Genomic DNA, 25610 nt, shown 5'->3' on the forward strand with positions numbered 1-25610 from the left:
GTGCGGCGGCCGGGTTCTTTCAAGGGGTCAGCTCAGGTTGAGGCCCGTGTCGTCGATGACGAACGAGGTCTGCAGGGAGCTGTCTTCGGTGCCGGTGAAGCTGATCGACACCGTCTGGCCGGCGAACGACGAGAGGTTGAACGACTTGAGCGAGTAGCCGCTCGCCTTGTTCAGGTTCGAGTACGTCGCCAGCGTGGTCGAGCCCGCCTTCACCGTGAGCTTGTCGTACTGCGTAGTGGTGGTGGTCTCCGCAGAATCGATGTGCAGGTAGAAGGTGAGCGTCGCCGCGCAGCCGGACGGGATCGTGACCGACTGGCTCAGCGTGTCGGTGTGGGTCTGGCCGTAGCCGTCCAGCCATGCCTTCCAGGTGCCGCTGTGGGCGGGCTGGGAGGTGGTGTTGTCGATCACTCCGGCCGAGGCCGACCACGGCGACGCCGTACCGGTCTCGAAGCCCGCGTTGCCGAGCTTCTGGCCGGGCGAGGAGCAGCCGCCGCCGACCGGGCTGACGGTGATACTGAACGACGTGCTGCCGGAACCGCCCGCGCTCGCGGTGGCCGTGGCGGTCACGTTGTAGGTGCCGGCGGTGGTCGGCGTACCGGAGACGGTGCCCGTGGAGGAACCGATGGTGATGCCGGCCGGCAGACCGGTGGCGGACCAGGTGTACGGCGCGGTGCCGCCGCTGGCCGTCAGCGTGAACGACGCGATCGCAGTACCGACCGTGGCGCTCTTGTTGCCCGGGTTGTTGACCGTGACGCCGCCGGAGACGGTGCACGTCGGGTCACCGGACTGAGCCGGCACGCTGACCGCGTCCCACGCCGCCTTGACGGTGTTGAACTCGGTGCAGCTGCCCGGGTACAGGTTCTTCGCCGCGGTCAGGGTCCAGGTGCGGTACTTCAGGTACGAGCTGCTGCTGGTCTTCATCAGCATCGCGTTGTACATGATCTTGATGGCCTTCTGGATACCCAGACCGGTGACCGACGAGCTGTTGCAGGTCGGCACGTTCGGGTTGCCGCCGCTGCCGATGGACAGCAGCACGAACCAGTGGTCGCCGGGACCGGCCGCGGCGTGCACCTCGGAGCCCGGGATCGAGCTCGAGTAGCAGTTCGGGTCGCCGACCGCGGACGGGTTGTACATGTTGCGGATCGGGCCGCTGCCGACCAGGTTGACCTCTTCACCGACCAGGAAGTCCGGCGGGTCGTAGGCAGAGCCCTGGTTGCTGTAGAACTCGGTGGCCGCGCCGAAGGTGTCGGCCACGAACTCCTGCGTGCCCGAACCCGAGATGCCGCCCGGAGTGTGGTCGTCGATACCGTGGCCGAGCTCGTGGCCCACGACGTCCATCGAACCGATCCAGCCGCCGGCCGTGTTGTGGCCGACCTGCACCTGCGAACCGTCGTAGTACGCGTTCTCGTCGTTCAGGCCGACGCGGATCGGCCAGCCGCCGCCGTTGCCGTCGAAGCCGTTACGGCCGAGCCAGTCGGTCAGCATGTGCCGCTCGGTCTGCGCGGTGAACAGTGCGTCGACGCAGCCGGTCTCCTTGTTGGACGCCGTCCCGTTGCCCCAGTTGTCGTCCGGACCGGAGAACGTGGTGTTGTTCGCCGCGTCCTGGCAGGACTGGTTGGTGGTGTTGGGGTCCTTCATCGAGTACGTGCTGCCGGACAGCGTGGTGTCCAGGTGGACCGGGTTCGGCCCGCTGTACGCCGCGGTGCCGTTGCCGGCCATGACGTGCTCCTGGGTACCGAGCACCTTGCCGCTCTGCGCGTCGACGTACACGCTCAGGCTCGACGGCTCCGATGCGCTGCGGCCGGTGACACGGGACTGCCAGGCCAGCTTCGGGGTGCCGTTGAGCGCGTAGACCGCGAGCGTCGGAGTGGTCGAGGAGTCGACCTTCTTCAGCTGCTTGGTGGCGGTCTTCAACGCGGCCGCGGCGGTCACCTTGGCCGTCGTCGACAGATCGGGTACGGCGGTGGTCTGAGCGACCGAGGTCGATTTCACGGCGCCCTTGGCGTCGGTGACGACGACGAAGTCACCACCGATGACCGGGAGCCCCTTGTACGAGCGCTCGTACGGGACGTACTGCAGGCCGGACGGGTCCGAGATCACCGGTTTCGCGGCGAACTTGTCGTCCTTGGAGGCGTGCAGGGCGCTCGGCCGGCCGGCGACCAGCGACGAGGCGGAATCGACGGCGAACGCCTTCGACTGCGCCTGCGAGGGCCGGGGCGGGGGTGCCGCACTCGGCGCGGCCCCTGCGGCCGACGTACCGAATCCGGCGAGTGCTGCCGCGGCGAGGCCGGTGAGCCCCAGTATGACGGCAGGCTTACGAGAACGCTGGAACAAGACCATTGGTATTGGTCCCTTCGCGAATACGGTGCTTTGGGCGGGTTGCGCCTCGCCGGACTGCAGGCGGTGCACCACTCCGCCTGGAACCTCCGGCCTACTCACCGGGCCTGTTACTGGGTCCCCCTTTTCATCCGGCCCCGATGAATCGCGCGGGGGGACACTATGTCCGCGACCCCACCCGGGCAAGGCGCTACCGTGCCGTTGGCACCGCAAAGACAACTGACCGCGTTGTCATCGCTACTAACAGCTGACAAAGGCGACCGGATCCTGAGATTTGTGACAACCGGAGGCCGTACGCCGGGTGCGCCTGGGCCGGGCTGTGAGGGGGCTGTCGCGGAGGGTGCTGGTGGGGTACTGCCGGTGGTCCGGAGCGGGCGCGGATGGCAGAATCGCGCAGACGGGTTGGCTGCCGCGGGGTGCGACGCGCCGGCAGCGGCGCGACGGAAACGCGATCAGGATGACGCCGGCTGGGGTGTGAGTGGAAACCGAATTCGTGCTGTCGCTCGGCGAGCAGCGCTGGACGCTGCCGCCCGAGGCCGACACGATCACCATCGGCCGCGCCTCCAACGCCGACATCCGTCTGCAGGCCGACGACCAGATCTCCCGCATCCACGCCCGCCTGACCCGCGAAGCCACCACCTGGACCCTCCACGACGAGTCCCGCAACGGCACCGGCCTCAACGGCCACCGCATCACCGCCCCCACGGCCCTCAGCACCGGCGACCGCATCCACATAGGCCGCTCAGTCCTCACCTTCCACAAGACCTCCATCCCGGACCGGGTCTCCTCCGCAGGCGAGGACGGGTCGTGGGAGACCCCAGCACCAGCCGGTCCGGCTGCTGCGGGCGGGGAGCCCGACCCCAGGTACACGCCGAGGTCGTCCGACGGCCCTGGGTACGCCGGGTTCGCAGCCCAAGAGACACCTCCGCCACCTGCAGGCCCCGCGCCCGGCGGGGCTCCGCCCGCTCAGGATCCGTGGGCAGCCGACGGAGCAGCGGCTGCTGCTCCCCCAGCGTCAGCGGGGGCTGCATCCAGTGAGGCGTTTCGGCCTGCTGAGGAGCCAGGGGAGGCCGGCGCGGCTGCAGGCGGCCAGCAGTACGGCGACTTCACGCCGGAGTCGGCTGCGGCGCCGGCCGCCACTCCAGCACCCGCGAGGCCTACGCAGGGCGAGGCGTTCCCGCCTCCGGCTGCCCCTCCACAACCCACAGGCCCCAGTGGGGCGTTCCCGCCTGCTCAGGACCCGCGGGCGGCCGACGGGGCTGCTGGCGGTGGCGGGCAGTCCAGCGAACCGGCACGCCAGGGGAATGCTGGGGCCGAGTACCAGGCAGGTGGCGCTGCGCAGTACCAGCGTGAGCAGCCGAACCGGGCCGAGTACCGCGACGGGCAGGCGGACCCAGCGGAGTACCGGGCCGACCAGCCGGACCAAGCCCAGTACCAGCGCGAGCAGGCCGGTCCGGCGGAGTACCGGGGTGGGGAGGCGGACCGAGCTGAGTACCAGGGTGGCCAGGCGGACCCCGCCGAGTACCAGGGTGGGCAGCCGGACCCCGCCGAGTACCAGGGTGACCAGGCGGACCCCGCCGAGTACCAGGGTCGGCAGGCGGACCCTGCTCAGTACCAGCGTGAGCAGGCGGACCCTGCTCAGTACCAGCGTGAGCAGGCGGACCCGGCCGAGTACAGCGGTGACCACGCGGGCCTGGCGGGCCACGACGGCGGTCAGGCGGAGCCGACGCAGTACCAGGGCGACCAGCCGGGCCCAGCGCAGTACCAGGGCGACCAGGCGGAGCCGGGGCGGTATCAGCGGGGGCAGGGTGGGGAGGAGTTTGGGGCTGCGGGGGTTGTGCCTGGGTTTGAGGTTGAGGAGGCGGGTGAGCGGCCGTCGGGGGGTGGGGGTTGGGCGGCTTATCCGTCGGTGGATAACGCGGAGCCGGTTCGGACGCCTTGGGAGATTTCGGCTCGGGTTGAGCAGGCGGAGCCTAACTGGAATCAGTCGGACAACTGGCCGGAGCCGAGTCGGGCACCGGCGGAGCGGCGGTTGCCCGGTGGGGACCGTCGTACGGGTGGGGATCGGCGCGCCGCCGCAGACAGGCGTGCCGACGCGGACCGTCGTACGAACGGAGGGCGCGGCACCAACGCCGAGCGTGGCACGACGGCCGAGGCCGGCGCGGGCGCGGACCATCGCACGAACGCCGAGCGCGGCGCGGATCGGCGTGCGAACGGTGGGCGGGGCGCGAGCGCGGGGCGGCCAACCAAGACTGAGCGGGGCGCGGATCGGCGCGGAAAAGCGGACCGGTTGCCTGACGGGGACCGGCGGGTGGTGGGAGCTGAGGGTGAGGCCGTTGGGACTGTGCGGTTGCCTCGGGTGCTGATTGTCGGCGCGGGGATCATCGTGCTCGGGCTGATCGTGAACCTGATTGTCACGTTCCTCGCCGACGGACCTGGTGGTGAGCTGCGCTGGCTGGTGCCGCCGGGGATCGCGCTCGTGGTGGCGATGGTGCTTGCGCTGCTCGACGCGGCCGCACCCAAGGACCACCGCCCGGGGCGGCTCGACGTCTCGATCCTGATCGCGATCGCCGTCGTGCTGGTCGGCGTCGGCGTCGGCGGGTTCGCGCTGACCGCCGGCACGGAGTACGTCGGCGGCTACCTGACCGGCAACGAATCCGGCGAGGACCGCCTGGTCAAACCCGTCGCGAAACCGGCCGGTGCGATCACCGTCACGGTCGAGAACGTCACGTACACGAGCCATTTCACCCGTGTCGAGGTGATGCTCGCGAACGGCGCCAAGGAGCCCATCACGATCCCGATCGCCGGCGCGACGTTCACGGCCGCGGACGGCACCACCCTGCGCGCCGACACCCGCCGCAGCAACTGGCCGAGCAAGGTGGCGACCGGCGGCACCGCACACGGCACGATCACCTTCAAGGGCAAGCTTCCGGACAGCGCCGACGCCGCCGTCCTCACCCTGAAGTCCGGCGGGACCGGGCTCGGCGTACCTGTTGCCCTAAGCAACTGACTTGAACATACATCGAAAATTGATATAGTCGTCGGCATGGACGTCGACCGGCTGACGACTGTCATCGAGGACTTCAACACGATCTTCATCCGGCTGCCGTCGGTGCGGAGATTCAACTTCTCGACGCTGTCGGTGCTGCACACGCTCAACCGCAACGGCCCGTTGCGGCTCACCGAGCTCCTACCGACCGAGCAGCTGAAGCAGCCCGCGCTGACCAGCCTGGTCGCGAAGCTCGAGCAGGACGGCCTGCTCGAACGCCGCCCCGACCCCAGCGACGGCCGGGCCAGCCTGATCTCCCTGACCGAAGCGGGCCAGGAGATCGTGCACTCCCGGCACGCGAACCGGGTCGCGAAACTCACCGCACTCGTCGACCAGTTGACGCCCGAAGAGCGCGCCGTGCTCGCGGGCTCCGTCGACGTACTCCACCGCTTGACCGAGCTTGCTGAGGATTCCCCATGATTCCAACGCCCATCCACGTACCCGACGACGTACTCGACGATCTCCGCCGGCGTCTCCGCGCCACGAAATGGCCGCGGGACGCCGGCAACGACGACGGCTTCTACGGCGTACGTCGTACCCGCCTGCAACCGCTGGTCGAGTACTGGGCCGACGGCTTCGACTGGCGTGCCGCCGAGCGCGCGATCAACGCGTACGACCACTACCGGGTCGACGTCGGCGACGTACCCGTGCACTTCATGCACAAGCCGGGCGTCGGCCCGAACCCGATCCCGTTGATCCTGAGTCACGGCTGGCCGTGGACGTTCTGGCACTGGTCGAAGGTGATCGACCGGCTCGCCGACCCCGCGTCGTACGGCGGTGATCCGGCCGACGCGTTCGACGTGATCGTGCCGTCGCTGCCCGGGTTCGGGTTCTCGACGCCGACGCGGCCGGACATGAACTTCTGGAAGATCGCCGATGTCTGGCATTCGCTGATGACCGAGGTGCTGGGGCATCCGAAGTACGCCGCGGCCGGGTGCGACGTCGGCGCGCTGGTGACCGGGCAGCTCGGGCACAAGTACGCCGACGAGCTGTACGGGATGCACATCGGCTCGGCCCTGAAGCTGAATTTCTTCAACGGCGACCGCGGATGGGACCTGAGCGGCGGCAACCCGATCCCGGAAGGTCTGCCGCCGGAGATCCACGCCCGGATCCTCGAGCTAGAGCACCGCTTCGCGTCGCATCTTGCCGTGCACGTCCTGGACCCGAGCACGCTCGGTTTCGGTCTCGCGGACTCACCCGCCGGCATGCTCGCGTGGATCCTGGAACGCTGGCAGAAGTGGGCCGAGAGCGAGAAGGCGTTCACCGACGACGACCTGCTCACGCACGCGACGATCTTCTGGGCCGGCAACGCGATCGACACCTCGATCCGGACGTACGCCAACAACAACCGCTACCCGTGGACGCCGTCCCACGACCGTACGCCGGTGATCGAGGCGCCGACCGGGATCACCTTCGTCGGCCACGAGGACCCGCCCGGCGTCCACACCCCGCAGCAACGCGTCGACAACTTCCTCGCCAATGACCGCGCCGCCTGGTACAACCACGTCAACATCACCGCACATCCGAACGGCGGCCACTTCATTCCGTGGGAGCTGCCAACGGAATGGACCGACGACCTCCGGCGGACGTTCCGGGATCTGCGTTAGCGATGGCCGGCCAGCCGGGGGTGGTCGCGCCACGCCCTTGCTGCAGAAGGGTTCCTTGTGAACTCGTTGCACCCAGCAACCTTCATGGCGACCACGATGGTGACCGACAGCGGGGTCGGCCCGATCAGCACTGTTGCCGAGGGCGCCGATGCCACGATGCGACTGATCACGGCGCCGGACCTGCCGACCGGGCGGTACTTCAACGGTCTCCGCGAGTCGCGAGCCAACTCACAGGCGTACGACGCGGACGCCCGCGCGCGGCTGCGTAGCCTGTCGGATGAGCTGATCGCGACCGCGTCGGGCTAGCGGATGGCGGCCGACATCGCTTGGTAGGCGGCGACGAGCTCGGTCCAGTGCTCCTCGGTGCCGGTCGGCTCACCGCCGGCGAGGTACGCCGCGAGGTTCTCGGCGTGGATCTGCCAGCCGGTGCCGAAGTACTCGATCTTGTCCAACGGGACGCCGCGCACCTCGATGGTCAGGATCGTCTGCGCGCCGTCGGCGGTGAGGGTGGCTTCGATCGTCGTGTCGAACGGTGCCGGACCGTTGCCTCGCGCCGCCGATTCGTCGGTCTCCCGGGTCGTGACCCGCAGGTTCCGCGGCGGTTCGCAGACGTCGACGCGCCCGGTGCTGTGCAGGTCGGCGGCCTCGACGTACAGCGTGAAGGCGCCGCCGAGACGGAGATCGCCGTCGACCTTCCCGTACCACCGGGCCAGCCGGTCCGGATCGGTGACTGCCGTCCACAGGTCGTCGATGCCGGTGTCGTAGCGATCCTCGATCCGGACGACGCCGGCGCCGTCCGCTGCGGCGAGGCGGCCCAGAACACGGCCTCCGCTGGATGTCATTTGTCGCTCCTCTCCCCTCTGGCGATCTCGGTGTGCAGCGCGTCGAGCCGCTGCTCCCAGAGAGCGCGGTACCGTCCCAGCCATTCGTCGAGCTCGGCCAGCGGCTCGGACCGCAGGCTGTAGACCCGGCGCTGCGCTTCCTGCCGGCTGTCCACCAGCCCCGCCTCACGCAGCACCTTCAGATGCCGGGAGACCCCGGGGCGCGCGATCGGCAACAGCTCCGCCAACTCGCCCGCGGTCGCGGGACCGGCGGCCAGCGCCTCTACCAGCGTCCGTCGCCCGTCATCGGCCAGAGCCCGCAGTACAGCTTCCATGGCTCTTATGTAACCATCAGGGTACGTAACCGTCAAGGTACATAAGCGGGTCAGGTCGTGGGTAGCGATGCCTCGAGGTCGTGGTCGACGTACCCGTGACGCTCCCCACGGACGAGGTGCAGCCGGATCTGCTGGGCGATAGTGTCCGGAGCGTTCAGATCGGGCGCGTTGTGGTCGAGGCCGGGCAGGATCGTGTACTCGGCGCTCGGCAGGATCGTCGCGAGCTGCGGGAGTACTCCGGTCAGGTACGCGGGCGACTTCTCACCACCGAGGAGAAGGGTCCGCGCCGCGATCCCGGCGTACCGGCTGCCGTCGGAGTCGAGCCGCACAACCTCGCCGATCTCGGCCGGCGTCGTCGGCATCATCTCCCGCGTCTCCCGCCCGCCCGAGCCGCGCAACATCAGCAACGAGATTGCCCACAGCAACGGACCGGCGCGGAACGGCAACAAATCAGTCCCTTTGAGGAACGTAGCCATCGCGGCCACCCGCCGCCCGTCCCCCAACTGCCGCGTGAACACCTCGAGCCAACTCGCATCGAACGACCCGCCGATACTCACACCCGGCTCATACGCAATCAACGCATCCAACGACTCCCGCAACCCCACATGAAGCGCAATCAACCCGCCGTAGCTATGCCCGAACAGCACCCGAGCCCCCGTACGCTCCATCACCGCCAGCACGTCATCGGCCTCGGTCTCCACGCCGTACGACGGTCCCTGGGGCGCGCTCGCCCCGCGGCCCCGCCGTTCGATCACGTGCACGGTGTGCGCGCCGGCCAACCCGCGCGCGAGCTTCTCGTAGTGGTGCGCCCGCCGGTTGTTCCCCGGAACCACCACCACGCCGGGCCCCGCGCCCCGGCTCAGAACCTCGATCGCCGACCGATCGCCGGCAACCACAACGTCCCGCTCCCACCCTTTTGCGCGTGCTGCGCTCATCCGGACCCTCCCCTGCTCCACAACCCCACCATCCCCCGCCCCGCTGGCATCGGCCTGACACCCCACTGACATAACCCGTCAGCGGCCCGATATCTGCCCGGATGAGGAAATTCGTGGTCCGCGCGGCTCAGGTGACCGCTCCGAGCTGGCGGAGCAGACCGAGCTGATCGACCAGTCCCCAGTGCTCGACGATCTGGCCGTCGGCGATCCGGACGATGTCCATCACCTCGAACCGGACCTTCGCGCCGGTCGGCTGCACGCCCAGGAACTCACCGGTGTGCCTGCCCGTGAACACCTTGTAGGTGACGACCTTGTCACCCTCGGCGAGCTGTCCGAGCACTTCGGCGCCGAAGTCGTCGAAGGCTGCGTGGAACAGGTCGAAGATCGCCTTGACCTCCGCCGGCCCGCCGGGCGCATCCGGGAACATCGGGGTGTGATTGACCAGCGACGGCGACACCGTGTCGTACAGCACCTGCTGGTCGTCACCGACCTGGTAATCGGTGATGAAGCGCTTCATGATCGCTTTGTTCGTCTCGCTCATCGTTCCTCCTCGAATCGGCTGGTACTTCTCGAGGATCGCGATCACCGCGGCGGGCCACATGGGCAGAACTACCAATGGTCAGAGCAGACCGTGCTCCATCGCGAAGAGCGCGGTCGCGGCCCGGCTGGAGACTCCGATGCGCGCATAGATGTCCTGGACATGGTGTTCCGCCGTACGCGTCGAGATCGTCAGCTCGCCGGCGATAGCGCGGTTCGACAGACCGCGCGCCACCAGGCGGATCACCTCGATCTGCCGGTCGGTCAGTCCGGCAACCTGGGCTCGCTGCGACACCGGCGTACCGTCGGCAACCGCGAGTACGGCGGCGACTGCGTCTGGGTCCAGGCGACCGGTGCGTGCCTCCGCGAGTACGACGCCGGCAGCCGCGGACGGTGAGAACGCGCGGCGATGTGGACGATCGAGGATCAGCGCCTGGTAGCTGTCCGCCGCCGCTAGCACTCTCGCTGTGATGGGTAGCTGCGCCGCCGACACGCGTCGGTAGTAGCCGCTGCCGTCGAGACGCTCGTGATGCAGACCGGCCAACGTGCCTAGTCGCGACAGCGCCGTCGAGCGGCAGAGGATCTGCTCGCTGTGATAGGCGTGGAGCCGTACCTGCTGCCAAGCATCGGTGCCGAGACTGCCCGCGTGCTCCCAGATCCCTGTTGCCACGGCGACTCTGCCAAGGTCCTGAACCAGGCCCGCCTGGCGCGCCAGCTCGACGTCGGGCTCGTCCAGGCCGAGTCGTCGGCACGCGCCGTCGGCGAGCTTCGAGACCCTGGTGGAATGACCGTGCAGGAACGGCGACTTCAGATCAACGGCCTCGCCGAAGATCCGCAGGACATCTTCGACGGCGGCGGCAGCGATCTGTACGGGCGGCGTGGGCTCGGCGGCGACCAGTCGATCGGAGACATCGCCGGCGGCCGTCGCCGTCAGCAGATCGTTCGCGTGCCGACGGAACGCGGTCGCTAGCGCCGGGTCGAGGTAGTGACCTGAGCGCTGCACGATCGCGGCAACGGCCGCGTCGGGTCCACCGCGCTGATCGAAGAACGAGGCGTATCCAGCCACGTTGACCACCCTGGCGATGAGGGAGATGGCCTCACCCCGCAGCCCTTTCGGCCCTCCTTTGCCGTTCCACCACTCGAAGTTGTCGAGTAGGCCCGTACGCACTGGGTCGGGCAGGCCGATCCGGCGAGCGACAGCTGCGGCCGTTTCACAGTTCGACAGCGTGTAGCCGGCCGTCATCTGACGGGAGTGCAACAGGCCCGATCGAACGGTTCGCAACCGCTCTCCCGGTGGCGACCGGCGGGTGATCTCCGGCAGGTAGCCGAGCATGATCTCGCTTGGGCGGGTGAAGTCGGTGGCCATCGATGCACGCTTCACCGACAGCTCGTCCGCGAACAGCGCGCTCACTTCGTGCGAGTACGCCGTACATCCGATGTGCTGCAGGAGCGCCGCGTAGAACACGTGGCTCACCGTGTCCTCGGGCCACCCACAGTTGCGGGCGAGCTGGACGGCGATCAAGGCGGTCCGTGCCGCGGACCCGATCGGCAAGCCCATACCGAGGTCAGCCACCGACGACAGCCCGACAACAAGCTCTGCCAGCCGAACCCCCGTCGTCTCCACGCCGCCAGACTGCGCCCGGCCTACCCCCTCCGCAATGGCCCGGGGCGGGGTTCCCATCCGGCTCCGAACGGTCTATAGCTGTAGGGAGGGACGTGGTCCCGGGGGAAGGCTTTCGCCGTGGTGCCGTTGGCATCCGGGCCGATCTGACACTGCGCAACTGGGGTGAACAGCGCCCCCGGCCACGCGACAGGGGAGGCTCTCATGGCGAGCATGAACGACAACATCAAGACGGTCGAGGCAATCTACGACGCATTCGGCCGCGCCGACGTCGGCTTCATCGTCGACCAGCTCACCGACGACGTCGACTGGTCGTCCGTCTCGGAACTGCCGATCGCGCCCTGGCACGGTGCCCGCCACGGCACGGCCGAAGTACAGACCTTCTTCCAGCAGTTGGCCGAGACGATCACCGTCACCGAGTTCACACCCCTGTCGTTCGCCTCCAACGACACCGACGTGATGAGCGTCGTCCGCTTCAGCTCCACCAGCATCCGCACCGGCAAGTCCGGCACGATGGACCTCCACCACTGGTGGCGCTTCCGCGACGGCAAGGTCTACTACTACCGAGGCACCGAAGACACAGCCCTAGCCGCCCAACTACTCTCCGACGACTAACCCGATCCAGTAACAGCCGCCGCCCCAACCACGATGTCCACCCCGAAAGGGGAACACCATGGGAAGCGTCGACGGACTGAACATTGCTGCGGCTGCGATGAACACGCGCAAGACCGCAAAACTCATAGGAGCCCACAACCTGCAACAAGGCCAGCTACTGGCCGCGCAGGTCGAACTTCTGGGGGCCGTCGCCAACGAACTGGCCCGCTCAAACCAACTGGCCGAGGAGGCCAACCAGCACGCGATCGCACTGGTGAACGAGCAACTCCGCACAAACCAGCTGCTGCAGGCGCTCCTAGCCAAGCAGTAGGTCGATTGGGTCGTGGTGATGGGGACGGACGCATCAGTTCCAGGTTGGATTGTCAGACGGAGCGTAGAGCGTCTTCGAACTGGGTGACCAAGCCTTCGCCGGGGAAGTGGTGTTGGAGTTCCTGGTCGAGTTCTGCTGCGACCATGCGCAGGTGGACCTTTGACTGGCGGCCGTCCTTCAGTCCCTCCATGCCGAGGCTGACAGCCTGTTCGAGGTCGCCTTCGCGGCCGGCGACGAACCCGAGGTTGATGCGGCATTCGGAGATCCGCATCGGGGACAGCTCCGTGCCGTCGGGGGCGGTGTTGTCGCGGATCACTTCCTCGGCGTACCGGGCGGCCTGCTCGTTGTCGCCCGCCATCCGGTGTACGTCCATCGAGTAGTAGTCCCACTTCGCCGGGTCGACTTTGAAATGGTTGTCCGGGCGGTCGGGGTACGGCAGCCGATGAAGCATGTCCCTGCCGGACTCCAGCAGCGCAGTCAGCTGGGCCTCTCCGAGGCGGGCTTTCGCTTTCGCCTCCTGGGCTTTCAGTTGGACGGTGACGCTGGAGTGCGGCGCCGCCTCCTGCCCCCTCAGCGATGCAGCTATGGCCTGGCGGAACCGGCCCTGCGTCAACGCGAACCACGCAGTCATCTCGTGGCCCCACCCGACGATCTCAGGGTGACCGGCCTCCAGCCCCAACTGGAGCGCGGCAACCCTGGTGGACTCGGCTGCTGTCCCCATGCCCAGGTCGTACTCGACGCAGCCGGCGAGGAGAGCCAGCCAGCCGCCGGCCACCAGAAGTTCCGAGTGGGCCTTCAGGCCGACCGGGCGGCGCAGCAGTACTCCGACGTACTGGAGCCACTCGTGGGCCTCTTCACGAAGCTCCAGGGCGTCTCTGCGGTTGTACTGGCAGCACAGCTCTTCGACGGTGGCGTGGAGCTGTTCGAGGGTCGCGGGGGTGGTGTCACTGACCTGCATCTTCTGAACGAGCTCCGCCGTCTGCCACGGTGTGTCGTTCAGCCGCGCAGCCGCGTCCTGACGGGCGGCCGCGATCAATTCGCCTGTCGCCTTCAACGCCCGGTCGCAGGCGCTGGCAACGTCATCGGTGGCGGTCTTGCGGCCGTTCTCGATGTTGCTCAGGTACGACCGTGAGTAGTTCGTCCCGCGCGACAGGTCCCCGAGCGACCAGCCACGGTGTCCCCGGTATTCGCGCAGACGACTCCCGAACGTCACGCCCCAAGTGTTACCCACCGCTTGTATCCCTGTCTCCCTGTGTAGTGGGGTACGCGGGAATCGTGGCTCCACAGCGTGCTTGGCCTGATGCTTTCAGCCATGAACGACGCGACGGCGGGAACCCCGAAGGGCGGCACACCCTGGCCGGTTCTTCGGGCAGCGCAGGACTTTGAATGCGATGGGCGGAACCCGCTGACCGACCGAACCTGTGTGCTCGGCCAACACCACGGCTTCCACCGGGACGAGGCCGGCGCCGAGTGGCTTGACGACGGCACCGAGGACGTCCGTCCGGACTGGTTGAAGCAGCGGCCGTACGACGAGCGGGACTAGACCGGCGGGGCGCGCATGTCGATCCCTGCATCCGTGCCCGCCCCGCCTTCCACATCGGCGGCAGTCGAAGAAGCGAGAGATGACGACTCTGATCGAACAACTTGAGAGCCTCGCGCTCGCGGTGGATGAGGGTTTGATCTGTCGCGAGGAAGCGATCGCCTGTCTGGTGGAGTGGCGCGGTCTCACAACGGGTGCTGCTGCCGCCTTCATCGACGAATGGCCTGAGGCGAACGCCCGCCAGGAGGCCTACTGGCGACACATCGGCAACCGGCCTCAGTCTTGAGGTTCAGAGAGGCGCTGGTCTTCGTACCACTGCTCTCGCCGTCTGTGGCGAAAGTGGTCGTAGACAGCAGAACGCGCAGGTCAGAGGTGGTCTGACCTGCGCGTTCTCAAGGGGTGGAGGTGGCGGGAATCGAACCCGCGTCCTTCGGCGGGGTTTCAAGACTTCTCCGGGCGCAGTCTGAATGGCGCTTTTCTCAGCCCCAGCGTTTGTACAGACATCTCGCTGACAGGCTCAGTCACTGTGAATGTCCCGTGCTAACCCCGTGACCGGGCTAGCACAGCAAGCTTCCTAGCTGAGGCCAGGAACCGGGTCGGAAGCATCCCCGGGCTGACCGCTACTTTAGTGCTCGGCCGTCAGGCGGCGAGAGCGTAGCTAGTGCGCGATGTATTGGCACTTATTGGTTTCCAGAGATCGTTAACGAGATAACCCTGGATCCTCGGCCCGCTTCCCTTGGAACCAACGTCCAAAGTCGAAACCGTTCACCCCCTGTTGAGTTGTCAAACTCCCACCGCCCCGAGGGGTGGTGGAAGATCAACACTATCAAGTCCAACAGACCGGCCGCATCCGACATTCCCCGGGGATCAGTCGGCGGGTGCCAGGAGGAAGATCGCCGCGGCGACGGCGACGGCCGCGCCGGCGAGCGCGATCACCCAGCCGGTGGTCGACCGGAGCAGCAGCGCGCCGACTGCGGCGCCGGCCAGCATCGCCGCGATCGAGCCCAGCCGGCGGTACGGGCTGGCGGAGCGTCCACTCCCGAGCACGCTGTCCGCGGCCAGCCCGGTCAGAGTCAGAGTGAGCACGGTGGTCGTCATATCACGCGGCGCCACGTGCCGGACGGTGGCGTTCTGCAGTCCGAAGCAGGCTGCGAGCGCGGCGATCAGCAGGTACGACGTACCGCCCGACTCCCGCAGTACGTCGAGGCCGACCAGCAGGCCGCATGTCCACAGCACGACCGCCTGGAACCCGAAGACGATCCCCAACCAGCGCCGGGGCCGCGCCTCAAGCACCCGAGCCGCTCGTCCCCCACCCAGCGACCCGAGCACGAACCCCGCGACCGCCACCAACGGCGGGCCGAACCGGAACCCCGAATCCGGTGCCGCCGCGAACCCGAGGAACACCACGTTCCCCGTCATGTTGGCGACGAAGGTATGCCCGAGCTTCAGATAGCTCACCGCGTCGATCAACCCGGTCGCCGCGGTCAACCCCAGGAACGCCCCGACCTCCCACCGCACCCCGACCGGAACGCCCACGCAGAAAGCGTAGGGCCTACTTGATCAACCGGAGTGTGAACGGGTAGCGGAACTTGCCGGTGGCGGCGGTGGCCAGGCCGCCGATGCCGGTCAGCAAGAACCAGAGGATGCCGAGGATCGGGAACAGGAACCCGAAGAAGCCGTGGGTGAACCCGGTGATGATGCCGAGGGCGGCGAAGGCGCCGAATGCGGTCAGCTGGAAGTTGAGCGCCTCGACGGCGTGGCGGCGTACGGCGGGGTTCTTCTGGCCGGTCGTGGCGACCACGATGGCCGGCCCGACGAAGAAGGTCGGGTACCCGAGCCAGTGGGCGACCGTGCCCATGCCGCGGCCGTCACCCTGGTAGCGCTGGATCGGCGCGGGGCGGGTGAAGGCGGCCGGCGCGAACGTCGGGACGGGCCGGGCGACCAGGCCGTCGAACGTGCTGTTCAGCTCCGCGCGGGTGCGGGCCTTCAGGGCCTTCTCGAGCCGGAGGTCGAACTCCATGTGGTCGAGCCGGCCGTCGGCGTACATCTCTTTCAGGATCTCGACTGCGCGGTCCCGTTGGGCCGGCGTCACCAGCAGGTCTGAAGTGGACATGCTTCCACTCTGCGTGCAGGCGCCCGTTCGCCCCATCGGGTTCAGCCCCCAACAGCCCCTGAGCGGACCCCACCTGGGCTCCGGGCCGCGTGCCGCCGCCCCACCGCCGCCCCGCCCCTGCCCTTCCTGCTTGAGCGTATCCGCTTTCAAGAGTTCGCCGACGGCGTTGTCCACAGGCAAACCGCCGGCGCGGCTGTTAGTGGCGGTTGCGGTCCGACAGCGCCCGCTGGGCCTCGCGGTTGGCTTGGCGTTCGGCGAGGGCGTGGCGTTTGTCGTAGTCCTTCTTGCCTCGGCCGGTGGCCAGTTCGACCTTTGCGTAGCCGTCCTTGAAGTACAGCGAGAGCGGGATCAGCGACACGCCCTGCTGCTCCACCGCGCGGATCAGCTTCTGTACCTCGTCCTTGTGCAGCAACAGCTTGCGCGCACGGCGCGGCTCGTGGTTGGTCCAGGTGCCATGCGTGTACTCCGGGATATGCATGCCCTGCAGCCACAGCTCGTTACCGCGGACGGCGGCGAACGCGTCGACCAGGGAGGCCCGGCCCAGCCGCAGGGACTTCACCTCGGTCCCCGTCAGCACCAGCCCGGCCTCCACCACATCCTCGATGTGGTAGTCGTGTCGCGCCTTCCGGTTCTGCGCGATCGGCTTCTGCTGGCCGGTCTGTTTCACCATCCGACCAGTATCTCAGACCGCTTACAACCACCCCATCGGATTAACCACGTTGCCGTCTTTGTACACCATGAAATGCAGGTGGCAGCCGGTCGAGTACCCGGTCGTACCGGACCAGGCGATGATCTCGCCTCGTTTGACTCGCTCGCCGACGTGAGCCTTGTAGCGAGACAGGTGGTTGTAGACCGTCGTGATCGAGTGACCGCTCATCACCCCGTGTGAGACGAAGAGCCGGTTGCCGTAACCGCCGTTGTAGTACTTGTCCGTCACCACCCCGTCAGCCGCGGCGCGCACCGGCGTACCGCAGGGGGCGCGGAAGTCGGTGCCGTCGTGCAGCTTCCAGTAGTGCAGGACCGGGTGGAAGCGCATCCCGTACGGCGAGGTGATGTAGCTGCTGACCGGGTAGGCCAACCGGCCGTCACCAGACCCGCCCGGGTCGTCCGGGATGTTCCGCGGCGGCCGGTGCTCCTTGCGTGCCTTCTCGCGCTCGGCCTTCTCGGCTGCCGCCTTCCGGCGCGCAGCCGCCGCCTTCTCGGCCTTGGCCCGCGCGATCAGCAACTGCTCGACCCGCGCCCGTTCCCGCAGCAGCGAGTTGTACTGCGCGAGCTCGGTGTTCTTCTCCTTCTCGGCGGCCTTGAACGCGACCAGCTTGACCTTCGCGACCGCCGCGGCCTCGGCCTTGTCGGCCGCGACCTGCCTGGTCAGCTCGGTGACCCGCAGTACCGTCGCCGCCGCCTCGGCCCGAGCGGCCTCGGATGCCTTCTCCGCGGCCGCGACCTTGACCCGGCGGCTGGCGAGCTCCGCCTGCGCGTTGTTCAGATTGGTGATCGCGTTGCTCTGGATGCCGAACACGTTCCGCTGGATCTGCATCCCGGTGGCGATATCGGCCGGCGCGGCGCCGCGCAGCGCGATCGACAGCCCGACCAGGCTGTTCTGCTGCTGGTACGCCGACCGTACGGCGCGACCCGCGACGGCGCGCTTCTCCGCGATCAGCTTCTCGCCGGCCTCGACGTCGGCCACCGCCGTCCGCAGCGCCGCCTCGGCCGCGGCAAGCTTGCCCGCGGCAACCGCATCGGCGGCCTTCGCGGCGGCCAGCTGGCCCTGTGCGGCGGCGTACCGGACCTGGACGGCCTGGTACTTCGCCTCGGCTTGGTTGTACGCGGCAACGGACTTGCCGAGCTGGTCGGACGCGTCGTCGAGATCGGCCTTCTGCTGGCCGAGCTGCGCGTCGAGCTGTTTCTTCTTGGCGGCTGGATCCGGCGGTTTCGCCTCTGCCGGTGCAGAGGGAACCGCCGCCAGGACTCCGGCGGACAGGGACAGGACAAGGCAGCAGGCGGCAACCACCGTCTGCCGGCCCGGCGGTCGCGTGCGTGATCGCGGGTACGGCGTGGTGGAGGTGCCGGTGCTGTCGTCTCGCTTGATGCTCCCCCGCTCACGCGGGTTCGCACCGGGGAAGTGCGGGACCACAGGTCGACCCCTTGCTCTGGGTTCAGTTGTACGTAACAGGAGTGACTGCTGTTACTCCTGTTAACGCACGATAAAGCACCCGGGTCAGACTTTGAGGTATTTCCGCGTCGTCAGGAATGTCGGGATGACGGCCAGGATCAGGCCGACCACGACCATGATCAGCGTCGCGCGGAAGGTTTCGGTCGCGCCGACCCACTGCCAGACCCGGAACGTCTCCTGGGCCCGCTGCATGACAACGAAGTACACCCCGACCCACAAGGTGCCGCAGGCAAAGACCGCGCCCACCAGGGCCGCCAGCACCGCTTCCAGCAGGAACGGCAGCTGGATGTAGAAGTTCGAGGCGCCCACCAGGCGCATGATGCCTATCTCCCGTCTCCGGGCGTACGCCGCCAGCCGGATCGTGTTGGAGATCTGCATCAGGGCAGCGACCAGCAGCAGTGCGGCCGCTATCAGCGCGCCGACTTGCAACCCGTTCAACGCCTTGAAGAGCGGATCGAGGTACTGCCGGAGGTCCTGCACGGTATCGACGCCCGGTAGGCCGGCGACCGCGCTGACCAGGTTCTGGTAGCGCTGCGGATCCTTCAGCTTGACCCGGAAGGACTCCTGCATCTGGTCCTGGGTGACCGTGCTGACGATCGGCGAGTCCTTGTACAGCTTCTTGAACGACTCGAACGCTTCGGATTTCGACTCCGAGAAGACGCCGTCGGGCGCGGTGTCGGGGTTGGTCTGGATGACCTGCTGGATCCGGTTCTTCTGCTCCTGGGTCACCTCGGTGCCGCTGCAGCCGCGGCCGCCGGAGTCCTTGGTGCAGAGGAACACCGAGATCTGGATCTTGTCGTACCAGTTCCCCTTCATCAGGTCGACCTGCTCGCGGGCGAGCAGCGCGCTGCCGAACAGCGACAGCGAGACCCAGATGGTGACGACGACCGCGATCGTCATCGACAGGTTCCGCTTCAGGCCGATCCCGAGGTCGGACAGGATGTAGTTCAAGCGCATCAGTCAGTCAGTCCCCTGGTCAGTGCTGGTAGCCGTAGACGCCGCGCGACTCGTCGCGGACGACGTGGCCGTTCTCCAGCTCGATCACGCGCTTGCGCATCTGGTCGACGATCGACACGTCGTGGGTGGCCATCACCACGGTCGTCCCGGTGCGGTTGATCCGGTCCAGCAGCTTCATGATGCCGACCGACGTACCGGGGTCGAGGTTTCCGGTCGGCTCGTCGGCGATCAGGATCATCGGCCGGTTCACGAACGCGCGGGCGATCGCCACCCGCTGCTGCTCGCCGCCGGACAGCTCGTCGGGCATCCGGTCCTCCTTGCCGTCCAGGCCGACCAGCTCGAGCACCTCGGGAACGGTCTTGCGGATGTGCGAGCGGGGCTTGCCGATCACCTGCAGCGCGAACGCCACGTTCTCCGCGACGGTCTTGTTCGGCAGCAGCCGGAAGTCCTGGAACACGGTCCCGATCTGGCGGCGCATCTGCGGGATCCGCCAGCTGGCCAGCCGGTTCAGGTCCTTCCCTGCGACCATGATGTGACCGCGGGTGGTCCGGTGCTCACGCAGGACCAGGCGCAGGAACGTCGACTTGCCGGACCCGGAGGTGCCGACCAGGAAGACGAACTCGCCTTTCTCGATCTCGACGTTGACGTTCAGCAGAGCGGCCTTGGACTGGCCCTCGTACGTCTTGGACACATTCTCGAAGCGGATCACGGGATCATCCGGCCGTGGTCGGGAACAGGAAGCGACGCGACGGTAACCACGAAGGGCACCGTACGCCACCGGAGCGGCCGGCGATCAGTCTAGGCGTTCCCGGGCGTGCCGCCGACCAGGCCTGCCGGTGCGTGCGGGCGCGTCCGATACCCGGTGCGTTTGAAACGGATGTATCAGGCGTCCGACTGGCGCGCGATGGTCGCCGAGGCCCGGCGGACGATCGGGACCGGGCCGGCCGGGAGCACGTCGCCGATGAACGTGTAGTGCTCGAGGACGGCCGGGTCGACCTCGCCGGGACGGTGCCGGCTGTGGTCGCGGACCCAGTCGATGATGTCGCCCCAGCCCGGCGCCGCGAGCGAGCCGCCGAAGTGCTGCACCGACAGCCCGGCGCACAGGTTGCCGAACGCGAGCCGGTGGGCCAGCGGCCAGCCGCGCAGCGTGCCGAGGACCAGCGACGCGAGGAAGACGTCGCCGGCGCCGGTGGGGTCGTACGAGCGGACCGGCAGCGCCGGCACCTGCTCCTCCTCACCGGTCGTCGAGTCGATCGCGAGTACGCCGTCAGCGCCGTTGGTCACGACGGCCAGCGGCACCCGCTCGGCCAGCTTGTGCAGCGCGGCCTTCGGCGTGTCGGTCCGCGTGTACGCCATCGCCTCCGTCGCGTTCGGCGTAAACGCGTAGAAACCTTCCAGTACGTCGAGAACCGCGGGCGACCACTCGTCCGTCGGGTCCCAGCCGACGTCGCCGAACAGCAGCGCACCGGACTCCCTCGCCTCGACGGTCCAGCCGGGCAACTCGTCGGCGACCGGCACGATCGCGGACCGGGTCTTCAGCCCGGGACCGACCAGTTTGCTCGGGTCGCCGGGCGCCTCGTGGGCGTGCGTGACCATCGCCCGGTCCCGGTCGATCGACATCGAGACGGTGACGGGCGAGTGCCAGTGGCCGATCCGGCGCGAGTGGGACAGGTCCACGCCTTCCTGGTCGGCCAGGGTCCGCCAGCAGAAATCGGCGTACACGTCGTCGCCGAAGACGGCGGCCAGGCCGCTCTTCAGGCCGAGCCGCGCGGCCGCGATCGCGAAGTTCGCGACGCCGCCCGGGCAGGAGCCCATGCCTTCGGCGAAGATCTCGGTCCCGGTGGTCGGGGCGGTCTCCAGGCCGGTCATCACGATGTCGTAGAACACGGTGCCTTGTACGAACACGTCGTACATCTCGGGTTCGTCGGTCACGGTGACACCGCTCCTTGTCATCCTGGGTCAGCCTGGGCCGGCTTTGTCGGTGGCGGGTGGAATGCTCCTTCGTAACATCATCGACCGGTCAAAACCATGCAATTCATCGGCTTTCGGGAGGCGCGTACGTGATCCCCACCTGGATCTCGATCGTCGGCGTCGTGATGACGGTGCTCAGTCCGCTGCTCGCGCTCGGCGGCGTCTTCCTCGGGTCGTACCTGGTCCGCAAGTCCGACCGCGAGCTCGACACCTGGCGGCACCGGGAGGAGACGATGCGGATGGTCCGCTGGGCGGTCGAGCAGATCCTCGACGGCGAGGACAACGCCGGCACGGACGCCGGTGTGGTGACGCTGCGCTCACTGATGCGGTCGGAGTTGTTACAGCCCGAGGACTACGACCTGGTCGCCGCGCTGACCGCCGCGGTAGCGATCGACCGCGTCGGCGCGGCCGCGTACGCTGATATTGCGGATGCAGACATCGAGGTCGTCGAGGGAGACAGTGACAATGGCTGAGAAGAAGACCGTGAAGGTCTCCCGCCAGGCCGTCGAGCTGGCCCGGTTGCACGTCGAGGCTGCCCGCAGAGCCGGCCGCAAACCCGATGCCGGCGTCGCCCGGATCGCGGGCGCCCGGCCGGACAACGGCGCCGGTGCCGCGCCGGCCCCCGCCTGACCCCCGCCTGACCCCGCGGAATTCCTGATCCCTGGAATTACCGTCTCCTGAGCCCCACCGCCGACGTAGAGTCAGCGGATGCGCACGGGCTGTGGGACCGTGCGGGACTGGAGACGGCGTAATGAGCGGTGGGATCAGCAGGCGGCAGGTGCTGGGGCTCGGGGCCGGGCTGGCGGCGATGGCCGTCGCCGGATGTGGTTCCGACAGCGGGCGGCCATCGAGCGGCGGCAGCGGCGACAAGCCGACGCTCCAGCAGTGGTACCACCAGTACGGCGAAGCGGGCACGCAGCAGGCGGTCGAGAAGTACGCGAAGGCCTATCCGGACGCGACCGTGACGATCCATTGGTCGCCGGGCGACTACGAGAAGAAGGCCTCGACGGCGCTGCTCACGAACCAGGGGCCGGACACGTTCGAGTACCCGAACGGTCCGACCATCGACATGATCAAGAGCGGCCAGGTCGTCGATCTCAGCGGCATCCTGGGTGACGCCAAGGACGACTTCAACGCCGCGCTGGTCGAGCGGATGTCGTACCAGGGCAAGCTGTACGCGATCCCGCAGGTGATCGACATGCAGCTGATGGTCTACCGCAAGAGCATGCTGAGCGCGGCCGGCGTACAGCCGCCGCAGACCGTCGACGAACTGCTGGCGGCCGCGAAGAAGCTGACCAACGACAAGGTGAAGGGCCTGTTCGTCGGCAACGACGGCGGCGTCGGCGTGCTGGGCGGACCGGCGCTGTGGTCGGCCGGGCTCGACTACCTGACCGCCGACAACCAGTTCGGGTTCGACGACCCGCTCGCGGCCGAGTCGCTGAGCAAGCTGCGCGAGCTCTGGACCTCGAAGGTTCTGTTGCTCGGGGCACCGACCGACTGGTCCGACCCGGCGGCGTTCACGCAGGGGCTGACCGCGATGCAGTTCACCGGGCTGTGGACGCTGCCCGTGATCGAGAAGGCGTTGCCGGGCGACTACGGCGTACTGCCCTGGCCGAAACTCAACGCGACCACCGGCAAGGCGAGCGTCCCGGTCGGTGCGTACGGCGCGTGCGTGAACGCGAAGTCGAAGAACGTCGACGCGGCGAAGAAGTACATCGAGTGGTTGTGGGTCGACCAGACCGACGACCAGCTCGACTTCGCGCAGTCGTACGGCTTCCACGTCCCGGCCCGCAAGAGCCTGGCCGGCAAGGCGGACAAGCTCAAGTCCGGCCCGGCCGCCGACGCGGTCAAGCTGCTCAACGAGAACGGCCGCCCGCAGAACCCGATGCTGTGGTCGCCCAAGGCCAGTACGGCGTACTCCGACGCGCTCAACCGGATCATCCGCAGCGGGGCCGACCCGGCCGCGGAGATCAAGAAGGTCCGCACGGTCACCGAGGCGGAGCTCAAACGCATCGCGGGCTGAGCCGCAGCGTGCCACAGTAGGCGGCATGCTCTCCCTGCAACCGCTGACCGACGACGACCGCGAGCTGATCGAGCTGGCCCGCCGTACGGTCGACGCGAACACCGACGGACCCGACGGCGTCTACACGATGGGCGCCGCGGTCCGCGGTATCGACGGCCGGATGTACGCCGGCATCAACCTCTACCACTTCACCGGCGGACCCTGTGCCGAACTGGTTGCCCTCGGCCACGCCCGCGCGTCCGGCGCCCGCGAGCTGACGACGATCGTGGCTGTAGGCAACGAAGGACGCGGCGTCCAGGGACCGTGCGGCCGTGATCGGCAGGTCCTGCTCGACTACCACCCCGGCATCAGGGTCATCCTGCCGAGCGAGGACGGCCCCGGGTCGGTTCTCGCCACCGACCTGCTCCCAGGCGCCTACCGCTGGACGCCCTGACCCAAGACGATCTCGCCCTCGCGGAACCACCAGGTGATCGCCTCGGCCTCGAGCATGCCCGCCTGCACGGCCGGATCCTCGGCCGCGTGCTTGCGTGCCTCGTCGATCCCGGTGCGGTAGACGCACAGCCCCCGTAGTACCTGGTCGTCGTGATCGCGGAACGGACCGGCCGCGCCCATCACGCCGGCCGCCCGCTTGCCGTCGAGGAAGTCGAGATGGGCCTGCTGGATGCGGTCGGCCTCGTCGTCGGCGAAGTCGACCGGAGCCGCCGGGCGGCGGAGCAGGACCAGTGTCAGGCTCTCCATGCCCGGCCGCGGCGGCGTGCTCACACCAGCCTCTCGGCGAGCATGAACGTGTTGCCGTCCGGGTCGTAGAACGTGGCGAGGCGGACCTCGTCGGCGATCTGCCTCGTCTCGCCGTCGAAGCGGGTGTCCAGCGACTCCAGATGCCGGCGTGACTTCTCGATGTCGCGGACCCCGAACGTGACCACGACCCCGCCGTCGGTCTTCGGCTCCTCGACCTGGCCGAGGCCGATCGAGATCCCGGGCAGCGGCGTACTCAACTCGGCCCAGCCCCAGGACTCCAGCCGGTGTACGACCTCGAAGCCGAGGGCCTGCTCGTACCACTGCACGGCCCGCTCCAGGTCGGAAACGTCCAGCGCGCAGACCGCGCGCCCGTCGTACTCGATCCCACCCATAGTCCTGTTTTTATACTAAGCTTACTTTCGTGTCAACGCTTGCCCGCCTGGTCCATTTCCGCTGGGCCGTCCCAGTGCTGGCCGAGCTCCACCGCGGCCGCGGCGGGCGCTTCGTGAACCTCACCCACTCCCTGGGCGTGAGCCGCGAGTCGCTACGCCGGACGCTGACGTTCCTCACCGAGGCCGGCCTGATCCAGCGCAACCCGGGCAAGGGTCACCCGCTCCGCCCGGAGTACCTGCTCACCGACCCGCAGCTCGGCGCGGACGCCGCCGTACTCACGGACCTCCTGGCCGACCTGGGCGTGACCGACCTGGGCCTGAAGAAGTGGTCCCTCCCCACCCTGACGCTGCTGACCGAACAACGCCGCTTCTCAGAACTCCGCCGAGCCCTCCCCGACGTCACCCCACGCGCCCTGACCCTCACCCTCAAAGACCTCGAAGCAGCCGCCCTAATCACCCGCACCGTCACCGACGCCTACCCACCCGCAACCGTCTACCGCACCACCACCCCCGGCCTACAACTGGCGCGGGCAGCTCAGAAGGTTGGGATGATGTGTTTGCCGTAGGCGGCGAGGGTTTGTTCCTTGGCGTCGTGTTGGAGGTAGAGGGCGAACTGGTCGACGCCGAGGTCCTTCAGTTCGTTGAGGCGGGTGAGGTGGTTCTCGGCGGGGCCGAGGATGCAGAAGCGGTCGACGACCTCGTCGGGGACGAAGGTGGTGTGGGTGTTGCCGGCGCGGCCGTGTTCGGCGTAGTCGTAGCCCTTGCGGCCCTCGATGTAGTCGGTGAGTGCCTTCGGTACGGCGCCTGACGTGCCGTAGCGCTCGACGATGTCGGCGACGTGGTTGCCGACCATGCCGCCGAACCAGCGGGTCTGCTCGCGCTGGTGGTCCAGGTCGTCGCCGACGTACGCCGGGGCCGCGACGCAGAACTTGATCGCCATCGGGTCGCGGCCGGCCTGCTCCGCGGACCGCCGTACCGCGGTGATCATCCACTCGGCGATGTCGGGATCCGCGAGCTGCAGGATGTAGCCGTCGCCGACCTCGCCCGTCGCGGCCAGCGCGCGCGGGCCGTACGCCGCGACCCAGACGTCCAGCGCACCGTTGTCGACCCACGCGAACTTCAGCTGCTGTCCGCGATACTCGACGGTCTCGCCGCGGGCCAGCGCGCGCACCACCTCGACGCACTGCTTCATCTCGTCGATCGTCCCCGGCTTCGCGCCGAGCGTCCGCAGGGCCGAGTCGCCGCGGCCGATCCCGCAGATCGTCCGGTTGCCGAACATCTCGTTGAGCGTGGCGAACTGGGACGCGATCACGGTCCAGTCCCGCGTCCCCGGGTTCGTCACCATCGGGCCGACGATCACCCGCTGCGTGGCCGCCAGGATCTGGCTGTAGATGACGAACGGCTCCTGCCACAGCAGGTGCGAGTCGAACGTCCACACGTAGCCGAACCCGGCGTCCTCCGCCTTCCGGGCCAGCTCCACCACCGTGGACGCGGGCGGATCACACTGGAACACCACACCGAAGTCCACTGTCTCCC

General features: G+C 68.2%; 30 protein-coding genes and 1 other RNA gene. 13 read left to right on the plus strand and 18 right to left on the minus strand.

Features of this window, described 5'->3' with window-relative positions; translation table 11 throughout:
* Positions 1-27: 27 nt before the first annotated feature.
* Entirely contained in the window at positions 28-2340 is a 2313-nt protein-coding gene (locus ABT313_RS03410; protein ID WP_350848174.1) for a M4 family metallopeptidase, read from the minus strand.
* Positions 2341-2815: 475 nt separating this feature from the next.
* On the opposite strand from ABT313_RS03410, the gene ABT313_RS03415 reads away from it, so the two are divergent.
* The 4 genes from ABT313_RS03415 to ABT313_RS03430 are packed head-to-tail and all read left to right on the plus strand — an operon-like array spanning position 2816 to position 7299.
* On the plus strand, positions 2816-5347 hold the full coding sequence (locus ABT313_RS03415) for an FHA domain-containing protein (RefSeq protein ID WP_350848175.1): 2532 nt from the start codon (positions 2816-2818) through the stop codon (positions 5345-5347).
* Between the two features lie 36 nt (positions 5348-5383).
* Complete coding sequence (locus ABT313_RS03420) at positions 5384-5806, plus strand: MarR family winged helix-turn-helix transcriptional regulator (protein WP_350848177.1); 423 nt, start codon at positions 5384-5386, stop codon at positions 5804-5806.
* Entirely contained in the window at positions 5803-6993 is a 1191-nt protein-coding gene (locus ABT313_RS03425; RefSeq protein WP_350848179.1) for an epoxide hydrolase family protein, read from the plus strand. Before ABT313_RS03420 ends, ABT313_RS03425 begins: the two co-directional genes overlap by 4 nt.
* Positions 6994-7050: 57 nt before the next feature.
* Complete coding sequence (locus ABT313_RS03430; RefSeq protein ID WP_350848181.1) at positions 7051-7299, plus strand: Rossmann-fold NAD(P)-binding domain-containing protein; 249 nt, start codon at positions 7051-7053, stop codon at positions 7297-7299.
* On the opposite strand, the gene ABT313_RS03435 is transcribed toward ABT313_RS03430, so the two are convergent.
* From ABT313_RS03435 to ABT313_RS03455, 5 genes are all read right to left on the minus strand, one after another.
* Positions 7296-7835, minus strand: a complete 540-nt coding sequence (locus ABT313_RS03435; RefSeq protein WP_350848184.1) for an SRPBCC domain-containing protein — start codon at positions 7833-7835, stop codon at positions 7296-7298. The genes ABT313_RS03430 and ABT313_RS03435 overlap by 4 nt on opposite strands.
* The gene (locus tag ABT313_RS03440; RefSeq protein WP_350848186.1) at positions 7832-8149 is read right to left on the minus strand and encodes an ArsR/SmtB family transcription factor; all 318 of its coding nucleotides are present in this window, start codon (positions 8147-8149) and stop codon (positions 7832-7834) included. The genes ABT313_RS03435 and ABT313_RS03440 overlap by 4 nt, the downstream gene beginning before the upstream one ends.
* Before the next feature lie 50 nt (positions 8150-8199).
* The gene (locus ABT313_RS03445) at positions 8200-9084 is read right to left on the minus strand and encodes an alpha/beta fold hydrolase (RefSeq protein ID WP_350848188.1); all 885 of its coding nucleotides are present in this window, start codon (positions 9082-9084) and stop codon (positions 8200-8202) included.
* 127 nt (positions 9085-9211) lie between these two features.
* Entirely contained in the window at positions 9212-9625 is a 414-nt protein-coding gene (locus ABT313_RS03450; RefSeq protein ID WP_350848190.1) for an ester cyclase, read from the minus strand.
* Between the two features lie 78 nt (positions 9626-9703).
* Positions 9704-11245, minus strand: a complete 1542-nt coding sequence (locus ABT313_RS03455) for an HD domain-containing phosphohydrolase (RefSeq protein WP_350848192.1) — start codon at positions 11243-11245, stop codon at positions 9704-9706.
* Between the two features lie 201 nt (positions 11246-11446).
* Between ABT313_RS03455 and ABT313_RS03460 the strand changes: the two genes are divergently transcribed.
* Complete coding sequence (locus tag ABT313_RS03460; protein ID WP_350848194.1) at positions 11447-11857, plus strand: nuclear transport factor 2 family protein; 411 nt, start codon at positions 11447-11449, stop codon at positions 11855-11857.
* Between the two features lie 58 nt (positions 11858-11915).
* Positions 11916-12167, plus strand: a complete 252-nt coding sequence (locus ABT313_RS03465; protein WP_350848196.1) for a hypothetical protein — start codon at positions 11916-11918, stop codon at positions 12165-12167.
* Positions 12168-12219: 52 nt separating this feature from the next.
* On the opposite strand, the gene ABT313_RS03470 is transcribed toward ABT313_RS03465, so the two are convergent.
* Positions 12220-13380, minus strand: a complete 1161-nt coding sequence (locus ABT313_RS03470; RefSeq protein ID WP_350848198.1) for a helix-turn-helix domain-containing protein — start codon at positions 13378-13380, stop codon at positions 12220-12222.
* A gap of 99 nt (positions 13381-13479) precedes the next feature.
* On the opposite strand from ABT313_RS03470, the gene ABT313_RS03475 reads away from it, so the two are divergent.
* A complete protein-coding gene (locus ABT313_RS03475) occupies positions 13480-13710 on the plus strand; it encodes a hypothetical protein (protein WP_350848200.1) in 231 nt (76 codons plus the stop codon).
* A gap of 79 nt (positions 13711-13789) precedes the next feature.
* Entirely contained in the window at positions 13790-13993 is a 204-nt protein-coding gene (locus tag ABT313_RS03480; RefSeq protein ID WP_350848202.1) for a hypothetical protein, read from the plus strand.
* Positions 13994-14104: 111 nt separating this feature from the next.
* Here ABT313_RS03480 and ssrA read toward each other — a convergent pair.
* From ssrA to ABT313_RS03520, 8 genes are all read right to left on the minus strand, one after another.
* Positions 14105-14480, minus strand: a transfer-messenger RNA (tmRNA) gene (gene ssrA / locus ABT313_RS03485).
* A gap of 94 nt (positions 14481-14574) precedes the next feature.
* Positions 14575-15243: a YoaK family protein gene (locus tag ABT313_RS03490; RefSeq protein ID WP_350848204.1), complete on the minus strand. Its 669-nt coding sequence runs from the start codon at positions 15241-15243 to the stop codon at positions 14575-14577.
* A 16-nt stretch (positions 15244-15259) separates the two neighbouring features.
* On the minus strand, positions 15260-15820 hold the full coding sequence (locus ABT313_RS03495; RefSeq protein ID WP_350848206.1) for a DUF1707 and DUF4870 domain-containing protein: 561 nt from the start codon (positions 15818-15820) through the stop codon (positions 15260-15262).
* Positions 15821-16016: 196 nt separating this feature from the next.
* Positions 16017-16490, minus strand: a complete 474-nt coding sequence (gene smpB, locus ABT313_RS03500) for an SsrA-binding protein SmpB (protein ID WP_350848208.1) — start codon at positions 16488-16490, stop codon at positions 16017-16019.
* 21 nt (positions 16491-16511) lie between these two features.
* On the minus strand, positions 16512-17954 hold the full coding sequence (locus ABT313_RS03505) for a peptidoglycan DD-metalloendopeptidase family protein (RefSeq protein ID WP_350848210.1): 1443 nt from the start codon (positions 17952-17954) through the stop codon (positions 16512-16514).
* A gap of 84 nt (positions 17955-18038) precedes the next feature.
* Positions 18039-18950, minus strand: coding sequence for a permease-like cell division protein FtsX (gene ftsX / locus ABT313_RS03510; RefSeq protein WP_350848212.1), 912 nt, complete (start codon positions 18948-18950; stop codon positions 18039-18041).
* A gap of 19 nt (positions 18951-18969) precedes the next feature.
* Entirely contained in the window at positions 18970-19659 is a 690-nt protein-coding gene (gene ftsE, locus ABT313_RS03515) for a cell division ATP-binding protein FtsE (protein ID WP_130444829.1), read from the minus strand.
* Positions 19660-19832: 173 nt separating this feature from the next.
* The gene (locus tag ABT313_RS03520; RefSeq protein ID WP_350848215.1) at positions 19833-20882 is read right to left on the minus strand and encodes a carbohydrate kinase family protein; all 1050 of its coding nucleotides are present in this window, start codon (positions 20880-20882) and stop codon (positions 19833-19835) included.
* 128 nt (positions 20883-21010) lie between these two features.
* Between ABT313_RS03520 and ABT313_RS03525 the strand changes: the two genes are divergently transcribed.
* The 4 genes from ABT313_RS03525 (at position 21011) to ABT313_RS03540 (ending at position 23377) form a co-directional block, all read left to right on the plus strand.
* On the plus strand, positions 21011-21394 hold the full coding sequence (locus tag ABT313_RS03525) for a hypothetical protein (protein WP_350848217.1): 384 nt from the start codon (positions 21011-21013) through the stop codon (positions 21392-21394).
* Complete coding sequence (locus ABT313_RS03530) at positions 21387-21551, plus strand: hypothetical protein (RefSeq protein WP_166679481.1); 165 nt, start codon at positions 21387-21389, stop codon at positions 21549-21551. The genes ABT313_RS03525 and ABT313_RS03530 overlap by 8 nt, the downstream gene beginning before the upstream one ends.
* Positions 21552-21672: 121 nt before the next feature.
* A complete protein-coding gene (locus ABT313_RS03535; protein WP_350848218.1) occupies positions 21673-22944 on the plus strand; it encodes an ABC transporter substrate-binding protein in 1272 nt (423 codons plus the stop codon).
* A gap of 25 nt (positions 22945-22969) precedes the next feature.
* Positions 22970-23377, plus strand: a complete 408-nt coding sequence (locus tag ABT313_RS03540; protein ID WP_350848220.1) for a cytidine deaminase family protein — start codon at positions 22970-22972, stop codon at positions 23375-23377.
* Here ABT313_RS03540 and ABT313_RS03545 read toward each other — a convergent pair.
* Both ABT313_RS03545 and ABT313_RS03550 read right to left on the minus strand, forming a co-directional pair.
* Positions 23359-23706, minus strand: a complete 348-nt coding sequence (locus tag ABT313_RS03545) for a YciI family protein (RefSeq protein ID WP_350848222.1) — start codon at positions 23704-23706, stop codon at positions 23359-23361. The genes ABT313_RS03540 and ABT313_RS03545 overlap by 19 nt on opposite strands.
* The gene (locus ABT313_RS03550) at positions 23703-24074 is read right to left on the minus strand and encodes a VOC family protein (RefSeq protein WP_350848224.1); all 372 of its coding nucleotides are present in this window, start codon (positions 24072-24074) and stop codon (positions 23703-23705) included. Before ABT313_RS03550 ends, ABT313_RS03545 begins: the two co-directional genes overlap by 4 nt.
* A 29-nt stretch (positions 24075-24103) precedes the next feature.
* Between ABT313_RS03550 and ABT313_RS03555 the strand changes: the two genes are divergently transcribed.
* Positions 24104-24640 carry a winged helix-turn-helix transcriptional regulator gene (locus tag ABT313_RS03555; protein ID WP_350848226.1) on the plus strand — a complete coding sequence of 179 codons (537 nt, stop codon included), beginning with the start codon at positions 24104-24106 and terminating at the stop codon, positions 24638-24640.
* On the opposite strand, the gene ABT313_RS03560 is transcribed toward ABT313_RS03555, so the two are convergent.
* Positions 24610-25602 (minus strand): TIGR03842 family LLM class F420-dependent oxidoreductase, encoded by a 993-nt coding sequence (locus ABT313_RS03560; RefSeq protein ID WP_350848228.1) that lies wholly within the window; start codon positions 25600-25602, stop codon positions 24610-24612. The two genes, ABT313_RS03555 and ABT313_RS03560, sit on opposite strands and share 31 nt — an antisense overlap.
* Positions 25603-25610: the final 8 nt, after the last annotated feature.

It is taken from the genome of Kribbella sp. NPDC000426 (assembly GCF_040300265.1).
In the GTDB taxonomy this organism is placed as follows: Bacteria; Actinomycetota; Actinomycetes; order Propionibacteriales; family Kribbellaceae; genus Kribbella.